Raw genomic sequence first — 18,380 nt, 5'->3', positions numbered from 1 at the left:
TATTTAGTTTTTACTGAGTAATTTTTCTAAAGCTGCGCGTTTGGTGATCACATCAACCATCGCTTGTAAATACGATTGTTGTGCGCTGTACAATTGACGCTGGGCATCGGTCAAATCAAAGCTTGAGGTTAATCCTTCTTTGAATTTGATTTGATTTTTGGATTCAATGCGCTCTGCCAAATTCATGCTGTTTTTGGAGGTGCCCAATTGTTCCAAAGAGAATTCATAATCGCTTTTGGCTTTTTCAAATTGAAGTTTTAAGGTTTGCTCCAACTCGGTCAAACGGGTTTTCGATTGTTCTACGGCAATTTTGGCTTGTTGCGTGCGAGCACTTCGTCCCAAGCTACTAAAAATAGGCACGGTTAATCCCAATCCTACATTGGAATAATTAAACCATAATTGGTCGCTGTTGAACATGGTAAAGCGGTTGCCAAACGTATTGGCTCCAAAGTTGACTTGCGCGCCCAAAGAAGGCAAGGCTTTGCTTTTTTCGAGTTTTAACAACAATTCCGAGCTGGTCAAGGTGTTTAGTCCAATTTGATAATCGATGTTATTTTTGACTTCGAATTGTTCTTTCAAAATGGCCAAATCCATATTAGTTTGGGTCAAAAATTCAAGTTTTTCTTTCAGCGTCAATTGGTCTTCAAGGTTGATGCCCAAAACGAGTTTCAACATGTCCAAAGCAATTCGTTTCTGCCGCTTTACATTTTCTAAAGCACTGTTTACAGAGGCCAAAGTAATTTGTAGTTGCTCGACACTTTCCTCTTCGGCAAAACCGTTTTTGTAGATTTCACGGGTGTCTGAAAGGGTTTTTTCTAAAGCCGCTTTGTTGCGTTCGAAAATAAGAATACTTTCATCAGCCAAAAGCACATTTCCGTAGGTTGTCGTAACGATTTCTCGCAATTCGCGATTGGTTTTGACTTTGGCATTTTCGGATATTTTCAAATAGGTTTTCGCCGATTGTAATCCCACTAGGTAGGAACCGTCAAAAATCAATTGTGATAAAGTCACCACGGCATTCATATTGTGTTTTGTGCCAAAGGCCACCGGAATAAATTCGCCGGGTTGTCCTCCAAAAAATTCAGCAGGAATCAAGGATTGTTGGAGGCGAAAGTTATCTTGGTAACTTACATTTCCACTGATTTGAGGTAATCCTATGGTAGTGGTTTCCCATTTTTTCTTTTTTGCCGCTTCTACATCGCGATTGGCATTGATGGCCGAATAGTTGTATTGAATGGCGTGATCTATCGCCTCCTTGAGCGTAAAGGCATACGCTTGAGGCTTTTCTTGTGCCTTCAGCAGCACAGGGAGCAGCAGTAAGACTGCAAAGATTCTGATTTTCATTGGATTGATGATTAAGTATGTAGGGTTAATTGTCGTTCTAGTTCTTCCAAACCAGCGGGTGTTGCAATGGCTCGGGTATGGTATTCAAGGGCTTTGGCTTCCAATTCAGAGGCCTCCTTTTCAAACAAGGTATTTTCATTAATAGAAAAAATTAGCGTGTAATAAAATTGTACTGCTGCTGCAATGTCTACTTCAGGGCGATACAATCCTTCGCCGATTCCTTTTTCAATGTTTTGGGTAAAAAGTTGACTGCAATCTTCAATTTCGTTGGCCATCATCTTTTCATAGATTTCAGGGTAATGTTTTTTCAATTGATAGGCAGGAGAATGGTCAAAAGACTGAAACATTTCCTTAAACATTTTCCGGATTTCAAAGTTTTCAGCGATCGCATTGTAGTTTTGAGCGACCACTTCATCCATTAGCATATGAATTTTTTGATGCACTACTTCAGTACCTTCCTCGATCAATTTCTCTTTGTTGCTGAAATACTTGTAAATCGTTTTTTTCGAAATACACATTTCACAGGCAATGTCATCCATCGTTACGCTTTTGAAGCCCAACTTCAAAAACATTTCGGTTGCTTTTTTGATGATTTTCTCTTTCATACTATTCGATTAAGCGACAGCATAGTGTTTAAATTCAATATGGGCCGTTAAAGTTAAATTTTGTCCCAAAGGATAGCCATCGATAAGGATAGGGCCGTTGTCATTCCATCCAAATTCACGTTTATTCAAGATGCCATAAATTTCAAAGGACGCTTTCTCCCCATCGTTTTCTTGCGTCAAATCGGTACGCACTAATTCCAATTCCACAATACGACTCACGTTGTTTAGGGTGAGGATTCCTTTGATAAAGTTGATATTTGGATTTATTTTTTGGAACGACAAAGATTTAAAACTGATACGCGATGGTGTATGTGTGGTTATGGTTCCCAAGGAAGATCTAGCAGTGAGGGCCAAATCAAATTCGAGTTGCGCATCGGTTATTTCGTTGGCATTCAAAACAATAGAGCCTGTTCCCGATTGTAAGGTGCTGTTGATGTACCGACGCACACGACGGGAGGGTTTCAACACAATGGCAGAAGCTTCTGGGTCAAGGGTCCAATTGGTATTCGGAAGCATAGTAGGTAATTTTTTACGGGCAAAAGTAAAAGGAAACTTTTTATACTAAAATAGTTTCCGTGTTCTTAACTGAAATTTAACACTATCATGGTGTTTTCGTTCGATCTGGGCGAATGATCATACGCAAAGAGGAATTGCGACTGAAATAGGCCAATGCCCAATGGTATAACGTATTTACTTTGTTCCGCGGCATGGATAGCGACATCAAATGCACCAACAACCAGGTGAGCCAAGCCAAGAATCCACTGAAATGCCAGTTGGGCCGCACCAAATCGACCACCGCCTTATTACGTCCAATGATGGCCATCGAGCCTTTATCGTTATAATGAAAAGGAACTCGAGGTTGGTTTTTGAGTTCGCGCACGATATTTTTTGCAAAATTGCTCCCTTGTTGCATGGCGACTTGAGCCACTTGAGGATGGCCGTTGGGAAAATCTGAATCGGTTTCCATCAAAGCGGTATCGCCTAGCGCATAGACATTGGTGGTACCCTCCACAATATGATAGGCATTCACGCGCAAACGATTGCCCCGACCGTAACTCTTTTCATCCAACCCTTCAAATCGACGTGCAGTGACTCCCGCGGCCCAAATCAGGTTTCGCGCCCGAATTTTACTTCTATCGCGCAAGGTTACCGTTTCCCCATCATAATCCACTACATGGCTGTTTAAGCGTACTTCAACTCCCAATGCTTGGATGGCTTGTAAGGTGGCTTTTTGGGCATGAGGACTCATCGGAGAAAGTAATTCCGAACCGCCATCGATGAGGTGAATTTTGGAAGGGGTTAAATGCGCCAATTCGGGATACTCTTGTGCGATGATGGTTTTACTCATTTCAGCAAACATACCCGACAATTCCACACCGGTTGGACCCCCGCCGGTGACCACAATCGTCATCAATTCTTGTTGTTCTTGTGGGTCGAGACTGTTGGCGGCTTTTTCAACTCGTTGTAACATCAAATTACGCATGTTTAAGGCTTCTTCCAAAGTTTTCATGGGAATGGCATGGCGCTGCACATTTTCCATTCCAAAAAAATTGGTTGTGGTTCCTGTAGCCAAAACCAAGTAATCGTAGGATAGACTTCCGTTGTGTAAGACGATGGTATTTTTCTCCAAATCAATCGACTGCAATTCGCCCATCCAAAATTTCAAATTCCGTGTGCCTGCAAACATTTTTCGGAAAGGATAACTGATGGACGATATTTCCAAAAATCCAGTGGCCACTTGGTATAAAAGGGGTGGAAAAAAATTGTAATTGTTTTTATCAACGAGGGTAATGTCAAGGTACGGATGGTTGGCCAATTGGCGGGCAACGTTCATTCCCGCAAATCCTCCGCCCACAATAACCACATGCTTTTTCATGGGTAGGCGATTTAAAATTTGGTACAAAAATAGAGAGGAAACTTTAAATACTAAAATAGTTTCCAAGTTCTTAACGCTAATTTAACATGCTCGAAATTGGGAGAGGGTAGAAGGAATCGCATTGAAATTCATTAGCTTTGTCGGGAGTAATTTAACATTCTATGCAGCCGCTCGCTTCTTACCAACAATTGATAGCCGATTATTTTGAATCGCTTGCCGTAATCAAAGAACCTCGCAATTTATACGAACCCATTCAATACATTTTATCCTTAGGCGGAAAACGCATGCGACCCGTACTTACCTTGATGGCCACGGATGTGTTTGATGGCGATTGTAAAAAAGCGTTGGCAGCAGCTACTGCGGTTGAGGTTTTTCATAATTTTTCGCTTGTTCACGATGACATTATGGATGACGCTCCGTTGCGTCGTGGGAATGAAACAGTGCATGAAAAATGGAATGTCAACACCGGAATTTTGTCCGGTGATGCGATGTTGATTCTTGCCTACCAGCATTTTGAAGCCTACGAACCTGAGATTTTCCGTGAGTTGGCCAAATTATTCAGCAAAACAGCTATTGAAGTGTGCGAAGGTCAGCAATACGATGTTGATTTTGAAACCCGCGATGATGTCACCTTGGAGGAATATTTGAAAATGATTGAATACAAAACCGCGGTATTGGTGGGCGCAGCCCTTAAAATGGGGGCTATCGTGGCGGGAACTTCTGCCGAAAACGCCAATTTGATTTATGATTTTGGGCGAAATTTAGGCATCGCGTTTCAATTGCAAGACGATTATTTGGATGCTTTTGGGGATCCCGCCACCTTCGGAAAACAAGTAGGAGGGGACATTATTGAAAATAAAAAAACCTACCTTTATTTGAAAGCCCTTGAGTTTGCTTCGCCCAGCGAACGGGAACAATTGGCACATCTTTTTTCGATTCAACCCGCGGATAATACCGATAAAATTCATTCCGTGAAAGAATTGTTTATAAGTACAGGGGCTGCTGCGGCCACACAAAAAGCCATTAAAAATTTTACTTTCAAATCTTTTGAAACCCTTGACCAAATGGATATTTACCAGGACAAGAAAGCCATGTTGCAAGCTTTTGGTGAAAAATTGATGAATCGAAAAGTGTAACGTATGACCTTTCAAGCTCCAACCACTACGGATCAATTGCTGCATGAAGCAGCATCTATTCAACTGTATGAGAAGTTGCTGGAGCAAATCAACAAGGATTTTAATTTTGCCAACGAACCCGTGGATTTTCATCCTTCAACGTCTCCTAAGGAGCTGAAAATCCAATTGTACGAAAAGATCTATCGACTCCTTCAACACAAATATGCCGAACTCCTCAATTTGTTGTACATCATTGACGTTCCTGAAGATAATGTCAAACAGTTAGACGGTACCGATACCGTAGCTTTGGCTGAACAAATTGCCTATTTGATTTTACGTCGCGAATGGATGAAAGTCTGGTTTCGGGCGCACTACTAAAAAAACGCCCTTACAAAGGGCATAAAGGCATCCCCATACACGCCTTGATCGGCGCGAAATAACACATTATAACGAAATCCGATGGTCACTCCATCCACACGGTACCCAGCCCCCAAAAACAAACCCGTATTCCAAAAGTTATCGGAAAGGTTGTTAAAATCGGACTTTAAATTCACCCGTAATTGTTCCAATTCTAGGGAAACTTGTACCTCTTCTATGGGGTTGACTAAGCCGATCCAAGTGACGCCATACATTTGAGAAGAAAAGTTATTTCTTTCCCGCAAACTACTGTACTGAAGTCCGACGCCCGTTGCTAAATAATTGTTAAAGTTATACAACGCTGTCGGGGCCACCGAAAAGCTCGAAAATCCACTTCCAATCGCCAATCCAAATCCGCCGCCAAACTGCAAATTATCCCAGAATTTAGGAGGTGTTTTATCTTGTGCAAAACCTGAAACAGTTAGGGTTAAAAATAGCAGTATTTGTAAAGGTTTTGTTAAAAATTTAGCAACTTTATTTCGCATGTTTTGGCATATATTTGTTTAGCGACATAAATGTAGTAAAAACATTGAAAGATTGTTATAAATGTCATACTTTTGCCCTAATTTTTCACATAATAAGTCTACATACCCAACTATAGCATGGATCGGTTTTCCTTTTTAAATGCAGCACACACGCAATTTTTTGCAGATTTATACGAACAATACCTCGTTAGTCCCGACAGCATAGAGCCCAGTTGGCGCGCTTTTTTTCAAGGATTTGACTTTGCCTTGGAACATTACAGCGATGCTGATAATGCGGGAGAACAATTGGTCGTTTATGCCAACAGTGATGCTGGAACTTCAGCAACCTCTGAGAAGTTGCAAAAAGAGTTTAATGTTTTAAAACTTATCGATGCCTATCGCACTCGCGGCCACTTGTTTACCGAGACCAATCCGGTGCGGGAACGTCGCGTTTACAGTCCCAATCTTGACATCGAAAATTTTGGGTTATCCACTTCAGATTTAGATACCGTTTTTGACGCAGCCCGCGCTTTAGGTCACCAACCCACTACTTTAAAAGCGATTTTGGTACATTTAAAAAATGTGTATTGTCAACACATCGGCATTGAGTACATGTACATGCGTACACCCGAAGTGATTCAGTGGATTCAAGACCGTCTTAATATCAACGATAATTTGCCCAACTTTAATGCTGATGAGAAAAAGTACATCTTGGGTAAATTGAACGAAGCGGTAGCTTTTGAAAACTTTTTACACACCAAATATGTGGGTCAAAAACGCTTTTCTCTCGAAGGAGGAGAAAGTTTAATACCTGGTTTGGATGCTGTCATTGATGCGGCCGCCGAAAAAGGCGTTGAGCAGTTTGTTATGGGGATGGCGCACCGCGGTCGTTTGAACGTATTGGCCAATATCTTTGGCAAACCCACCCAAGATATTTTCTCTGAATTTGACGGAAAAGATTACGACAAAGAATACTTCGATGGTGATGTAAAATACCATTTGGGGTTGACCGCTGAACGCAAAACCAAATCGGGTAAAAAAATCAACATCAATTTAGCACCGAATCCTTCGCACCTTGAAACCGTAGGAGCTGTGATTGAGGGAATTACGCGTGCCAAACAAGATAAATATTATGCTGATGATTTCTCCAAAGTGTTGCCTATCGCCGTGCACGGAGATGCCGCGGTAGCCGGTCAAGGAATTGTTTATGAGATCATTCAAATGTCGCAACTCGACGGGTATAAAACGGGGGGAACGATTCACATTGTGATCAATAATCAGGTGGGATTCACCACGAATTACCTCGATGCCCGTTCTTCAACCTATTGCACCGATGTCGCCAAAGTAACGCTTTCGCCTGTATTACACGTGAATGCCGACGATACCGAAGCCGTGGTACACGCGATGTTGTTTGCGCTCGATTTCCGTATGCAGTTTAAGCGCGACGTGTTCATCGATTTATTAGGGTACCGTAAATACGGACATAACGAAGGGGATGAACCTCGTTTTACCCAACCAGTGTTGTACAAAATCATCGCCCGTCACAAGAATCCACGGGACATCTATGCCGAGAAATTGATTACGCAAGGAATTGTTGATGCGGCGTATTTGACCAAAATTGAAAACGATTACAAAGCGAAATTGGATGAAAATCTCCAAGCTTCGCGTAAAAAAGATAAAACCATCATCACTCCATTCATGCAAGACGAATGGAAAGGCTTTGTGCAAGTGTCTGATGATGAAATGTTGAAAAGTGTAGATACCAAATTCGACCGTAAGAAATTGGATCAAATCATCGAAACGGTTGCTACCTTGCCTTCTGATAAAAAGTTCATCAGCAAAATCCAAAAAATTGTTTCCGATCGTAAAACCATGTACGATAATAATGCCTTAGATTGGGGAACGGCCGAAACCTTGGCGTACGGAACTTTGTTGCTCGAAGGGTATGATGTGCGTATTTCAGGTCAGGATGTGGAGCGCGGAACCTTCTCGCACCGTCATGCAGTAGTGAAAGTAGAAGACAGCGAAGAACAAGTTGTTTTATTAGATACACTGAAAGGAAAAAAAGGGAAATTCCATATTTTCAATTCTTTCCTTTCTGAATACGGCGTTTTAGGTTTTGACTACGGGTATGCCTTAGCCAATCCAAATGCCTTAACGATTTGGGAAGCGCAGTTCGGGGATTTCTCCAACGGTGCCCAAATCATGATCGACCAATACATTTCGTGTGGCGAAGACAAATGGAACAACCAAAACGGTATCGTCCTCTTATTGCCACACGGCTATGAAGGACAAGGGGCCGAACACTCCTCTGCACGTATGGAGCGCTATTTACAATTGTGCGCGCGCCATAACATGTATGTAGCGGATTGTACGACACCTGCCAACTTCTTCCACTTGTTGCGTCGTCAAATGAAAACGAAATTCCGCAAACCCTTGGTGGTATTCTCACCCAAAAGTTTGTTGCGTCACCCGTTGTGTGTTTCTTCAGTAGATGAATTGGCTAATGGCCATTTCCAAGAAACCATCGACGATACCAGCGTAGATAAGAAAAAAGTAAAAACCGTAGTATTCTGTACCGGTAAGTTCTATTACGACATCTTGGCCGAGCGCGAAAACTTAGGCCGTACGGATGTTGCATTAGTGCGTATCGAACAGTTGTTCCCACTTCCGGTAGACCAATTAAAAGCAATTATCGCTTCCTATCCGAATGCCGATGATTATGTTTGGGCACAAGAAGAACCAAAGAACATGGGAGCTTACGGCTATATGTTGATGAATTTTGATTTAGTACCTTGGCGTTTGGCTTCCTTGAAAGCTTATGCCGCACCAGCAGCCGGTAGTCATACCCGTGACCGTCGTCGTCACGCCGATGCGATCCGCATGGTATTTGATAAAAATTTATTCCGTTCCTAATTTTTTTAGGAGCTATTTCCCGCTTTCCGCAGTATCTTCCCACCTTACAGGATGGCAAGGATACTTGCTTCAGTCGGGGCTAGGGCAACCTGCAATGAATAACGTTCCATTAAAGAACAACACATACAAGACAAAACTTTTAAACTAAAGGATTATGATTTTAGAAATGAAAGTGCCTTCTCCGGGCGAATCGATTAAAGAAGTGGAAATCGCTACCTGGTTAGTCCAAGACGGTGATTATGTTGAGAAAGATCAAGCGATTGCTGAGGTAGACTCGGACAAAGCCACTTTGGAATTACCGGCAGAAGCCAGTGGAATTATCACATTAAAAGCATCAGAAGGTGATGCTGTAGCCGTAGGCGCTGTCGTATGTCTTATTGATACCGCAGCTGCAAAACCTGAAGGTGGCACTCCTGCATCGGTTAAAGAAGAAGCAAAACCGGTTGCTGAAGCGCCAAAAGCGGTTCCCGCACCTGCCCCTGTTCCCGCACCTGCTCCCACGTATGCCGCACAAACACCTTCGCCTGCGGCGCGTAAAATTTTAGATGAAAAAAATATACAACCTTCGGATATCGTAGGTACCGGTAAAGGTGGACGCATCACCAAAGAAGATGCGATCAACGCTGCGCCTTCGATGGGTACACCAACGGGTAGTAACCGTGGTTCGGAACGTACAAAATTGTCCATGTTACGTCGTAAAGTAGCAGAGCGTTTGGTGTCTGCGAAAAACGAAACCGCCATGTTGACCACTTTCAACGAAGTGGATATGACCAATATTTATGCGTTGCGTGACCAATACAAAGATGAATTCAAAAGCAAACACGGTCTAGGCTTAGGCTTTATGTCATTCTTCACCAAAGCGGTAACCCGTGCATTACAATTATATCCGGATGTCAATTCCATGATCGATGGTCAAGAGAAAGTTTCTTTTGATTTTTGTGATATCTCTGTGGCCGTTTCAGGGCCAAAAGGTTTGATGGTTCCTGTAGTGCGCAATGCCGAAGCCTTATCGTTTCGTGGGGTAGAGGCTGAAATCAAGCGTTTGGCGATTCGTGCCCGTGACGGACAAATCACGGTAGACGAAATGACAGGAGGAACCTTTACCATTTCAAACGGTGGTGTTTTCGGAAGTATGTTGAGTACCCCGATTATCAATCCTCCGCAATCTGGTATTTTAGGAATGCACAATGTAGTGGATCGTCCTATCGTTCGTAACGGTCAAATCGTGATTGCTCCCGTAATGTATGTCGCTTTATCGTATGACCACCGTATTATCGACGGACGCGAGTCGGTTGGATTCTTGGTGGCGGTGAAAGAAGCGTTAGAAAATCCAGTGGAAATATTAATGAATAACAACCCTAAGAAAGCCTTAGAGCTTTAGGGTTTCTTCCGCCTCCGATGAGGCGCCTCTATATGTAAAAATCCCAAACTCCAAAGGTTTGGGATTTTTTTATGGTGTTGCTTCTTTGGGGAAAGCAACTTCGAGGCCACAGTAATTTATCGCACAGAATTGCTTTTCTTTGCAGCTGCGTGAGCGATAGAAGCGAGTATCCTGCCGGACGAATGGGAGGCAGATACTGCGGATAGCGCGACCCCGCCCCGTGAATTGAAATGGGAAAATAAAAGTAAATGGCGGGGACACGCCCAAACCAACAGAACGATGCAAAAAAACAAGTCAGCCGCCATCGGATTTATTTTTATCACGATGCTTATCGATATTACGGGGTGGGGCATTATTATTCCGGTGATCCCGAAATTAATTCAAGAATTGATTCAAGGTGATGTGAGTGAAGCTTCTAAAATTGGGGGTTGGCTGACGTTTGCCTATGCGATTACGCAGTTTGTTTGCGCCCCTTTGGTAGGGAATTTGAGTGACAAATTTGGACGACGTCCGATCATTTTGCTCTCGCTTTTGGCGTTTTCGATGGATTATTTGTTGTTGGCTTTTGCGCCTACGATTACGTGGTTGTTTATTGGGCGCATCATTGCAGGGCTCACGGGCGCGAGTATTACCACGGCGTCGGCGTACATTGCCGATGTGAGTACCCCTGAAAATCGGGCGAAGAATTTTGGAATGATTGGAGCTGCTTTTGGATTGGGCTTTATCATCGGTCCCGTATTGGGCGGCTTGTTGGGTCAATATGGAGCGCGGGTTCCGTTTTATGCGGCAGCGGTGTTGTGTTTGTTGAACTTTTTATATGGCTACTTTATTTTACCCGAGTCGTTGGCGCCCGACAACCGACGTAATTTTAGTTTAAAACGCGCGAATCCGATTGGTGCTTTTCTTAATTTACGCAAGTATCCCGTGTTGATTCCGTTGGTGATTTCTATCTTTTTGTTGTACGTTGCTTCCCATGCGGTGCATAGTAATTGGAGCTTTTTTACCATGTATAAGTTTGGGTGGCAAGAGCGGATGATTGGGATTTCGTTGGGGGTTATCGGACTATTAGTGGGCTTGGTGCAAGGCGGCTTGATTCGCTGGATTAACCCAAAACTCGGCAACGAGAAAAGTATATATGTGGGAAATGCGCTGTATACTATTGGGATGTTTTTGTTTGCTTTTGCCACGGAGGGTTGGATGCTATTTGTTTTTTTGATTCCCTACTGTTTGGGAGGAATTGCGGGTCCGGCGATGCAATCGGTTATTTCGGGAAAAGTACCTGCCAATGAACAAGGGGAAATTCAAGGCACGCTTTCGAGTTTGATGAGCGCTTCGGCTATCGTAGGGCCACCGTTAATGACGTCGTTATTTTACTTTTTCACCCACGACCAAGCCCCGTTTCAATTTGCAGGGGCTCCTTTTGTGTTAGGAGGCGTTTTGATGTTGGTGAGTACGGTGATTTCGTTTATCACTTTACGCCATAAGGCTTAAAGTAAGTACAGTTTTCGCGCTTTATAATCGATTAGCGCATGTCCTTCGAGCAAAACATCGCCCCCTATGATTCCATCAACGGGTTTGACGTTATAGTGTTGCAATGCCATGTTTACATGCGTTAAGTCCAAAACAATGAGCGGAAAATAGCGGTTTTTCCATCGGCCAAGTTGCAGTATATTGCTCACCGATTGTTCGGTATGGAGCCCCGTAGCTCCTGCCCCTGCAGCTTTGGTAGCGGAGTGTTGCGTTTGCAAATGAAATTTTTCCACGGCTTCAAAGCCCAAACAACTGTTGCTGGCTCCGGTGTCTAAAATGAACCGTCCACGAACGCCATTGATTTTTGCATAAAGAACCAAATGTTGCGTTTTGGTCACGCGAAAGGGAATGGATTTGTAGCCTTGCTGGTGTAAAATGTCGGGGATTTGATTCATGGGTCAAAGGTAGGAATATCTCAGAATACTAGCTTACGATTCGCTTTCCTTTGTACCTTTGCCGCAAAAATTTGGCTATGCTTTTCACTGATACCCACACCCATTTGTATTCGGAAGAATTTAGAGACGACCGAGGGGCGATGATGCATCGTGCCTTGGAGGCGGGAGTGCGCCGTTTGTTTGTGCCTTCTATCGATGCTTCGTATACCCAAAAAATGTGGGATTTGCAGGAACACTATCCCGATAATGTTTTTTTAATGATGGGCTTGCATCCATGTTATGTCAAACCGGAAACGTATGAGCGGGAATTGGCGTGGGTGTTGCAACAGCTAGAAACCCAAAAGTATTGTGCGGTGGGGGAAATCGGTATTGACTTGTATTGGGATAAAACGACGTTGGCCCTACAACAGGAAGCTTTTCAACAGCAAATTCGATGGGCGAAAGCGATGAAATTACCCATAAACATTCATTGCCGTGACGCTTTTGAGGAAGTTTTTGAGGTATTAGAAAGCGAACGGTCTTCTGAATTATTTGGCATTTTCCATTGTTTCACCGGCGATTTTGATCAGGCCCAACGCGCAATTGGGTTGGGCATGAAGTTGGGTATTGGCGGTGTGGTGACGTTTAAAAATGGCAAGATCGATCAGTTTTTGAATCAAATTGATATTGAACATATTGTTTTGGAAACCGATGCGCCGTATTTGGCTCCTGTGCCTTATCGTGGCAAACGGAATGAAAGTAGTTATGCCGTGTTGGTTGCTCAAAAATTAGCCGAGATTTATGGTGTTACGCTAACAGAAATCGCTGAAATAACGACCAAAAACGCACAAAACGTGTTCGGAATATAACACCAATTTGACCAAAAAGTCATTATTTTTTTGTTCTTTTGTTATCCTAATCAAACAAAAACCCATGCAAAAGTTCGATGCCATTCGTCCGTTTTACGATGCAGAAGTCAATGCGGCGCTTCAGGCGGTGGCCAACCATCCGATGATGAAAGCGTTGATGAATTTTGCCTATCCACAAGTGGAAGAAGAGGTATGGAAAGCTCAACTATTGCGTACCCATTCCATTCGTGATTTTCAAATCAATTTTGCCTACCAAGCGGTTCAAAAAGTGTTGGAAAAAAGCTCTGATGGGTTGTCAACTTCTGGGTTTGAAACGTTGGAACCCAATACGTCCTATTTGTTTATTTCCAATCACCGTGATATTATTTTGGACACGTCCATTTTGAACGTGTGTCTTTTTGATCACGGGTTGGTGATGACGGCCTCAGCGATTGGCGATAATTTGGTGAAGAAAGATTTTTTAAAAACCTTGTCCAAGTTGAACCGTAATTTTGTGGTGCAACGCGGGTTACCGCCACGAGAATTGTTGGAAAGCTCCAAACTCATGTCCGAATACATTGCGCAATTGTTGCTCCGCGAAAATCGTTCAGTGTGGATTGCCCAACGCGAAGGGCGCACGAAAGATGGTAATGATGCCACCCATAGTGGCGTGTTGAAAATGTTGGCCATGGGATCGGATGAGAAAAACATCTTGGATTACTTTAAAAAGATAAAAATTGTTCCTGTTTCCATTTCTTATGAATACGACCCGACCGATGCTTTAAAAATGCCTCAATTAATGGCGGAAGCACGAGAAGAGATTTATATCAAAGAAAAAAATGAAGATTTTATTACGTTATTAAGTGGCATCATCGGTCAGAAGAAGCGTATCCATTTGCATGTGGGAAAAGTTTTGGACACCGAATTGGATCAGATTCAAGCCGAAAACGACAATACCAACAAACAAATTCAATCCTTGGCGCAAGTGATTGACGATTCCATTTTACAATCGTATAAACTGTGGCCAACGAACTATATTGCTTACGATTTATTGCACCATACCGATATGTATACCGCTGAGTATACCGAAGCTGAGAAATCGCTTTTTGAACGGCGTTTGGAAATGCGTATTGATGGCAACAATGAAGTAATGCGTGAAGGATTCTTGGCCATGTATGCCAATCCGGTGATCAATCAATCGAAGTACCGTCATGCAAGTCAAGCCTAATATACTATTGGTGTACACGGGAGGCACCATCGGGATGATGAAAGATTTCAAAACCGGTGCGCTCAAAGCCTTCAATTTTGCCAAGCTGCTTCAAAAAATCCCCGAGATCAAGCAATTGGATTGCCATATCGATACGGTTTCTTTTTCACATCCAATTGATTCTTCCAATATGAATCCCCAGCGTTGGGAGGAAATCGCGACGCTTATAGAATCCCATTACGAGGCGTACGATGGATTTGTCGTTTTACACGGTTCCGATACCATGTCCTATTCGGCTTCGGCCTTAAGTTTTATGCTCGAAAACTTAGCCAAACCGGTGGTCTTTACAGGCTCGCAGTTACCGATTGGCGACTTGCGTACCGATGCAAAAGAAAATTTAATTACCGCTATACAAATTGCCTCGTTACAGCTAAAGGGGAGACCCTTGATTCAGGAGGTTTGTTTGTATTTTGAATACAAGTTATACCGAGGGAATCGCACGACCAAAATCAATGCTGAACATTTTAATGCTTTTACATCGCCCAATTATCCTGCTTTAGCCGAGTCGGGAGTGCATTTGAATGTAAATACGGCAGCGTTGTTACCACCCTCCAAAAAAGGATTGACCGTTCACAAAATGATGGATGCTCACGTGGTGGTTTTAAAAATGTTTCCGGGTATTACCGCTGCGGTTTTAGAGGCTGTAGTGGGTATACCCAATTTGCATGGGTTGATTTTAGAGACCTATGGATCGGGGAATGCTCCTACTGAGGAGTGGTTTATTTCCATTTTAGAGAAAGCGATTCAACAAGGACTCCCGATTGTGAATGTGACGCAATGTTCGGGGGGAAGTGTGAGTATGGGACAGTATGAAACAAGTACGCAGTTGAAGCAAATTGGAGTCATTTCAGGAAAAGATATAACGACCGAAGCAGCCGTTACTAAACTCATGTATTTGCTTGGTCAACAGGTCGCTTCCAAGGTGTTTAAGACCCTATTTGAAACCCCTTTACGGGGCGAAATGATTTCGTAAAACATTTTGATTATTGCGAAAAATACATCAAATTTGCAATCCAAATTAGAGAGGTGTCCGAGTGGTTGAAGGAGCAAGCCTGGAAAGTTTGTATGTGGGTAACTGCATCGAGGGTTCGAATCCCTTCCTCTCTGCAAGACAAGGGCAGGCCGGTGGCCTGCCCTTTTTGCATCCGAAAACCCCAAAAGCTTTGCTTTTGAAGGGTTGTAGGATGCAAAAAGGGCATAGTGCGTAGCGCTGCCCTTGGGTTGTACCGGAGTCCACATTGGGGATCACGTGAGTAATCCCTTGGAGTCTTTAGTCATTGGACTTTAGATGTTAGTCCGATTTGAAGGATGCAAAAAGGGCACAGTGCGTAGCGCTGCCCTTGGGTTGTACCGGAATCCCGTTTTGGGATCACGGTAGTAATCCCTTGGAGTCGTTAGTCATTGGACTTTAGACGTTAGTCCGATTTGAAGGATGCAAAAAGGGCCACAGTGTGTAGCGCTGCCCTTGTGTTGTACTGGAATCCTGTTTTGGGATCAAAGTAGAAATCCCTTTGTTGCTTTTCAAGGGAAGGAAATACTTATAAGTTGATGTGTCTAACTTTTATTAATTTGTTTAGATATTTAGCTTTATATATCATTTATTTTCCCACTCTTTAGCTATTTTTTTGTCTTTAGGAACGCCAAGTCCATTTTTATAAATATTCGAAATAGCATATTTGGTATTGGTATTTCCATTGTTAAATGCAATAATATAGGCCTCTAATGCTTTAATGTATTGTTGGTCTTTAAAATAAGCATCAGCTAAAACTCTATTGTCATTGATATTATAACCCCTCGAAATAGCAGCTTCCATATATTTAATAGCTAATTTAGCATTGTTAAGTGTTTCTAAAAAGAACTTTCCAATTTCAAATTGGTCTTCTTTATTTGCATTGTCCCCCGCTTTTTTTATCCAAAATTCTCCCTCGGCATAATTTTCAGTTACACCAAGACCACCATAATATAAATTTGCTAATCCAACCATAGCACTAGGATCACCTGCGTCAGCACCTTGTTTATACCAATTAAATGCCTCTGTTAAATTTTTATTGACTCCATAACCTTCTAAAAAACAAGTCCCTAACTTTGCATAACTATAAATATATCCATTTTCAGCAGCTTTTTTATGCCATAAAAATGCTTCATTATAATTTTGAGAAGTACCGACACCCATAAAGGCCATCTCAGCAATATTATACTTTGATGCATTTTCTCCAGACTCTGCTGCTTTTAAATACCATTTATAAGCTTCTTGATCGTTTTTATTAAAATCTTTAAACCCTGAATAATATAAATCACCAATGTATTGGTAACAAAGTGAGTGTCCATTTTCAATAGCTTTATTATACCATTCTAAGGCTGTGAAATAATTTTTTTCAACACCATATCCATATCTGTAAAGATAGCCAATAGCTTCCATAGAAAGGCCATTGCCTTTATCTACAGCTTTTTTAAAATATTTAAACGCTAAATTATATTCTCCATTTTTGAAAGCTTTTCTTCCTTCAATGTTTTCCTCCATCTTAAACCATTCATCTATTTTCCTTTTATTATCTTTTATATTTTTTGAATTTTTAATCTTTTCTTCAATACTATATACTTGACGAAATTTATCAGTATCAACTTTATTACTGTTATTATCGGCATAAGCCATATACAATTGCACTTCTTTATTGAGATTTTCTATTGATTGATCCCAATCATTATAATTTACTATGGCATCAAAACACATTATTTTCATATAACTTATTTTGTGATTCCATGAACCAATAAGTTTTTGTGCATTATTTAAATGGTTTAGTGCCTCATTATAGTTTGATTCGCTAAAATATTTTTCTGCATCTTCAAATTCAATTCGTGCTTTAATTTCATTGCTTTGAGAGAAAAGGAATTGGGTTGATAAAATGGTCAATAGGTAAAGAATATTTTTCATACTAATAAATTTATACTTAACATCTATGTTTTATCTTTTTGAAATTGCTTTTTATTTATTTTCCCACTCTCGTGCTAACTCTTTATTTTTTGGAACGCCCAACCCATTTCTATAAATCTTAGCTATCCTCCATTTATTGTTCTTAAAGCCAATGTTATATTCTTCAATGAGAGCTTCTAATGCTTTAGCATAGTCTTTTTTGTCCCAGTAAGCCTCTGATTTCTTAATATCATGACTTTCAATTTTATATCCTTTAGCAATAGCCTTATCCCACCATGTTATTGCTTCATCATATCTTTTTGCAAAATACAACTGTTCACCATATCTGTATTCATAATTTCTCCAACCATATTCTGCTGCTAACTTATAATACTCCAAAGCTTTAACTTTGTTTAATGTAACTCCCCAACCATTATGATAAAATTCTGCCAGTTTGTAAAAAGCATCATCATCTTTTAAGTTTGCGGCATCTTCATAGAATTTAATTGCTAAGTTTATTTCATTTCTTTTTCTGTGAAAATCACCCAAATTAACCATAGCATCACTATTGTTAAGTGCGGCGGCTTTTTTAAACCAATCTAATGCCTCTGTTGGGTTTTCATTTACAATTAATTCACCATAAGAATTCATCGCGTTGGGATCTCCTAGTGAAGCAGCTTTTTTATAATATATTTTTGCTTCGTCTAGATTTTTATTAACTCCCCAACCATATCGAAAAAAATCACCTAACCTGTTTATTGCGTTTCTAAAATTAGTTTCAGCAGCTTTAAGATACCATTTGTAAGCCTCTTGGTCATTTTCTTTAAAATCATTAAATCCGGTATCATATAAATTTCCAATAAGAGTAGAACAATCTAAAAATCCACTTTGAAATGCCTTTTTATACCACTCTAAGGCAGTAAAATAATTTTTTTCAACACCATATCCTTCTCTGTAAAGAAATCCAATAGCCTCCATAGAGCAGCCATTGCCTTTATCTGCAGCTTTTTTAAAATATTTAAAGGCTAAATTATAATCTCCATTATTTAATGCTTTTCTACCTTCAATATCTTCCGACATTTTTTTCCATTCATCTGTTTTCCTGTTATTATCTTTTATATTTTTTGAATTTTTAATCTTTTCTTCAATACTATATATTTGACGAAATTTATCGGCATCAACTTTATTACTGTTATTATCGGCATAAGCCATATACAATTGCACTTCTTTATTTAGATTTTCTATTGATTGATCCCAATCATTATAATTTACAATGGCATCAAAACACATTATTTTCATATAACTTATTTTGTGATTCCATGAACCAATAAG

Annotated in this window: 15 protein-coding genes, 1 tRNA gene and 1 pseudogene; 9 read left to right on the top strand and 8 right to left on the bottom strand. The window is 41.2% G+C overall.

All coding sequences use genetic code 11. The features are described 5' to 3' along the window. Window positions 1-3: 3 nt before the first annotated feature. The 4 genes from Q0037_RS09350 to Q0037_RS09335 all read right to left on the bottom strand — a co-directional run bounded on the left by Q0037_RS09350 (window position 4) and on the right by Q0037_RS09335 (window position 3,825). Window positions 4-1,344 (bottom strand): TolC family protein, encoded by a 1,341-nt coding sequence (locus Q0037_RS09350; RefSeq protein WP_297517474.1) that lies wholly within the window; start codon window positions 1,342-1,344, stop codon window positions 4-6. An 11-nt stretch (window positions 1,345-1,355) separates the two neighbouring features. Next, window positions 1,356-1,949 (bottom strand): TetR/AcrR family transcriptional regulator, encoded by a 594-nt coding sequence (locus Q0037_RS09345; RefSeq protein WP_297517472.1) that lies wholly within the window; start codon window positions 1,947-1,949, stop codon window positions 1,356-1,358. Between the two features lie 9 nt (window positions 1,950-1,958). Then, window positions 1,959-2,465, bottom strand: coding sequence for a YceI family protein (locus Q0037_RS09340; protein ID WP_297517470.1), 507 nt, complete (start codon window positions 2,463-2,465; stop codon window positions 1,959-1,961). Between the two features lie 85 nt (window positions 2,466-2,550). Then, window positions 2,551-3,825 (bottom strand): NAD(P)/FAD-dependent oxidoreductase, encoded by a 1,275-nt coding sequence (locus Q0037_RS09335; protein WP_297517468.1) that lies wholly within the window; start codon window positions 3,823-3,825, stop codon window positions 2,551-2,553. Between the two features lie 161 nt (window positions 3,826-3,986). On the opposite strand from Q0037_RS09335, the gene Q0037_RS09330 reads away from it, so the two are divergent. Both Q0037_RS09330 and Q0037_RS09325 read left to right on the top strand, forming a co-directional pair. Continuing rightward, entirely contained in the window at window positions 3,987-4,961 is a 975-nt protein-coding gene (locus Q0037_RS09330; protein ID WP_297517466.1) for a polyprenyl synthetase family protein, read from the top strand. A gap of 3 nt (window positions 4,962-4,964) precedes the next feature. Further along, window positions 4,965-5,318: a hypothetical protein gene (locus Q0037_RS09325; RefSeq protein WP_297517464.1), complete on the top strand. Its 354-nt coding sequence runs from the start codon at window positions 4,965-4,967 to the stop codon at window positions 5,316-5,318. On the opposite strand, the gene Q0037_RS09320 is transcribed toward Q0037_RS09325, so the two are convergent. Next, window positions 5,315-5,842 carry a hypothetical protein gene (locus tag Q0037_RS09320; protein WP_297517461.1) on the bottom strand — a complete coding sequence of 176 codons (528 nt, stop codon included), beginning with the start codon at window positions 5,840-5,842 and terminating at the stop codon, window positions 5,315-5,317. The genes Q0037_RS09325 and Q0037_RS09320 overlap by 4 nt on opposite strands. Window positions 5,843-5,959: 117 nt before the next feature. Between Q0037_RS09320 and Q0037_RS09315 the strand changes: the two genes are divergently transcribed. The 3 genes from Q0037_RS09315 (at window position 5,960) to Q0037_RS09305 (ending at window position 11,609) form a co-directional block, all read left to right on the top strand. Beyond that, complete coding sequence (locus tag Q0037_RS09315; protein WP_297517459.1) at window positions 5,960-8,737, top strand: 2-oxoglutarate dehydrogenase E1 component; 2,778 nt, start codon at window positions 5,960-5,962, stop codon at window positions 8,735-8,737. 154 nt (window positions 8,738-8,891) lie between these two features. Next, window positions 8,892-10,118, top strand: coding sequence for a 2-oxoglutarate dehydrogenase complex dihydrolipoyllysine-residue succinyltransferase (gene odhB / locus Q0037_RS09310; RefSeq protein ID WP_297517457.1), 1,227 nt, complete (start codon window positions 8,892-8,894; stop codon window positions 10,116-10,118). A gap of 225 nt (window positions 10,119-10,343) precedes the next feature. Further along, window positions 10,344-11,609, top strand: a complete 1,266-nt coding sequence (locus Q0037_RS09305; RefSeq protein WP_297517455.1) for a TCR/Tet family MFS transporter — start codon at window positions 10,344-10,346, stop codon at window positions 11,607-11,609. Here the strand turns inward: Q0037_RS09305 and Q0037_RS09300 are convergent. Further along, window positions 11,606-12,043, bottom strand: a complete 438-nt coding sequence (locus Q0037_RS09300; RefSeq protein WP_297517453.1) for a retropepsin-like aspartic protease — start codon at window positions 12,041-12,043, stop codon at window positions 11,606-11,608. The genes Q0037_RS09305 and Q0037_RS09300 overlap by 4 nt on opposite strands. A gap of 77 nt (window positions 12,044-12,120) precedes the next feature. On the opposite strand from Q0037_RS09300, the gene Q0037_RS09295 reads away from it, so the two are divergent. The 4 genes from Q0037_RS09295 (at window position 12,121) to Q0037_RS09280 (ending at window position 15,244) form a co-directional block, all read left to right on the top strand. After that, window positions 12,121-12,891, top strand: a complete 771-nt coding sequence (locus Q0037_RS09295; protein ID WP_297517451.1) for a TatD family hydrolase — start codon at window positions 12,121-12,123, stop codon at window positions 12,889-12,891. 64 nt (window positions 12,892-12,955) lie between these two features. Further along, entirely contained in the window at window positions 12,956-14,098 is a 1,143-nt protein-coding gene (locus tag Q0037_RS09290) for a 1-acyl-sn-glycerol-3-phosphate acyltransferase (protein WP_297517449.1), read from the top strand. Continuing rightward, a complete protein-coding gene (locus tag Q0037_RS09285) occupies window positions 14,082-15,110 on the top strand; it encodes an asparaginase (RefSeq protein WP_297517447.1) in 1,029 nt (342 codons plus the stop codon). Before Q0037_RS09290 ends, Q0037_RS09285 begins: the two co-directional genes overlap by 17 nt. 47 nt (window positions 15,111-15,157) lie before the next feature. Next, window positions 15,158-15,244: transfer RNA gene (locus Q0037_RS09280), tRNA-Ser, on the top strand. A gap of 487 nt (window positions 15,245-15,731) precedes the next feature. Here the strand turns inward: Q0037_RS09280 and Q0037_RS09275 are convergent. Both Q0037_RS09275 and Q0037_RS09270 read right to left on the bottom strand, forming a co-directional pair. After that, the gene (locus Q0037_RS09275; RefSeq protein WP_297517445.1) at window positions 15,732-17,069 is read right to left on the bottom strand and encodes a tetratricopeptide repeat protein; all 1,338 of its coding nucleotides are present in this window, start codon (window positions 17,067-17,069) and stop codon (window positions 15,732-15,734) included. A 51-nt stretch (window positions 17,070-17,120) separates the two neighbouring features. Then, window positions 17,121-18,380, bottom strand: a pseudogene (locus tag Q0037_RS09270) (hypothetical protein); the annotation flags it as partial.

The organism is Flavobacterium sp. (assembly GCF_027482425.1).
Lineage (GTDB): Bacteria > Bacteroidota > Bacteroidia > Flavobacteriales > Flavobacteriaceae > Flavobacterium.
The sequence above is the reverse complement of the archived record's forward strand: the minus strand, read 5'-3'. Positions and strand labels throughout refer to the sequence as shown.

Bases quoted from the DNA above. Each gene is read 5' to 3' on its own strand.
- Q0037_RS09350 (WP_297517474.1), bottom strand. From the start codon at position 1,344: ATGAAAATCAGAATCTTTGCAGTCTTACTGCTGCTCCCTGTGCTGCTG.
- Q0037_RS09345 (WP_297517472.1), bottom strand. From the start codon at position 1,949: ATGAAAGAGAAAATCATCAAAAAAGCAACCGAAATGTTTTTGAAGTTG.
- Q0037_RS09340 (WP_297517470.1), bottom strand. From the start codon at position 2,465: ATGCTTCCGAATACCAATTGGACCCTTGACCCAGAAGCTTCTGCCATT.
- Q0037_RS09335 (WP_297517468.1), bottom strand. From the start codon at position 3,825: ATGAAAAAGCATGTGGTTATTGTGGGCGGAGGATTTGCGGGAATGAAC.
- Q0037_RS09330 (WP_297517466.1), top strand. From the start codon at position 3,987: ATGCAGCCGCTCGCTTCTTACCAACAATTGATAGCCGATTATTTTGAA.
- Q0037_RS09325 (WP_297517464.1), top strand. From the start codon at position 4,965: ATGACCTTTCAAGCTCCAACCACTACGGATCAATTGCTGCATGAAGCA.
- Q0037_RS09320 (WP_297517461.1), bottom strand. From the start codon at position 5,842: ATGCGAAATAAAGTTGCTAAATTTTTAACAAAACCTTTACAAATACTG.
- Q0037_RS09315 (WP_297517459.1), top strand. From the start codon at position 5,960: ATGGATCGGTTTTCCTTTTTAAATGCAGCACACACGCAATTTTTTGCA.
- odhB (WP_297517457.1), top strand. From the start codon at position 8,892: ATGATTTTAGAAATGAAAGTGCCTTCTCCGGGCGAATCGATTAAAGAA.
- Q0037_RS09300 (WP_297517453.1), bottom strand. From the start codon at position 12,043: ATGAATCAAATCCCCGACATTTTACACCAGCAAGGCTACAAATCCATT.
- Q0037_RS09295 (WP_297517451.1), top strand. From the start codon at position 12,121: ATGCTTTTCACTGATACCCACACCCATTTGTATTCGGAAGAATTTAGA.
- Q0037_RS09290 (WP_297517449.1), top strand. From the start codon at position 12,956: ATGCAAAAGTTCGATGCCATTCGTCCGTTTTACGATGCAGAAGTCAAT.
- Q0037_RS09285 (WP_297517447.1), top strand. From the start codon at position 14,082: ATGCAAGTCAAGCCTAATATACTATTGGTGTACACGGGAGGCACCATC.
- Q0037_RS09275 (WP_297517445.1), bottom strand. From the start codon at position 17,069: ATGAAAAATATTCTTTACCTATTGACCATTTTATCAACCCAATTCCTT.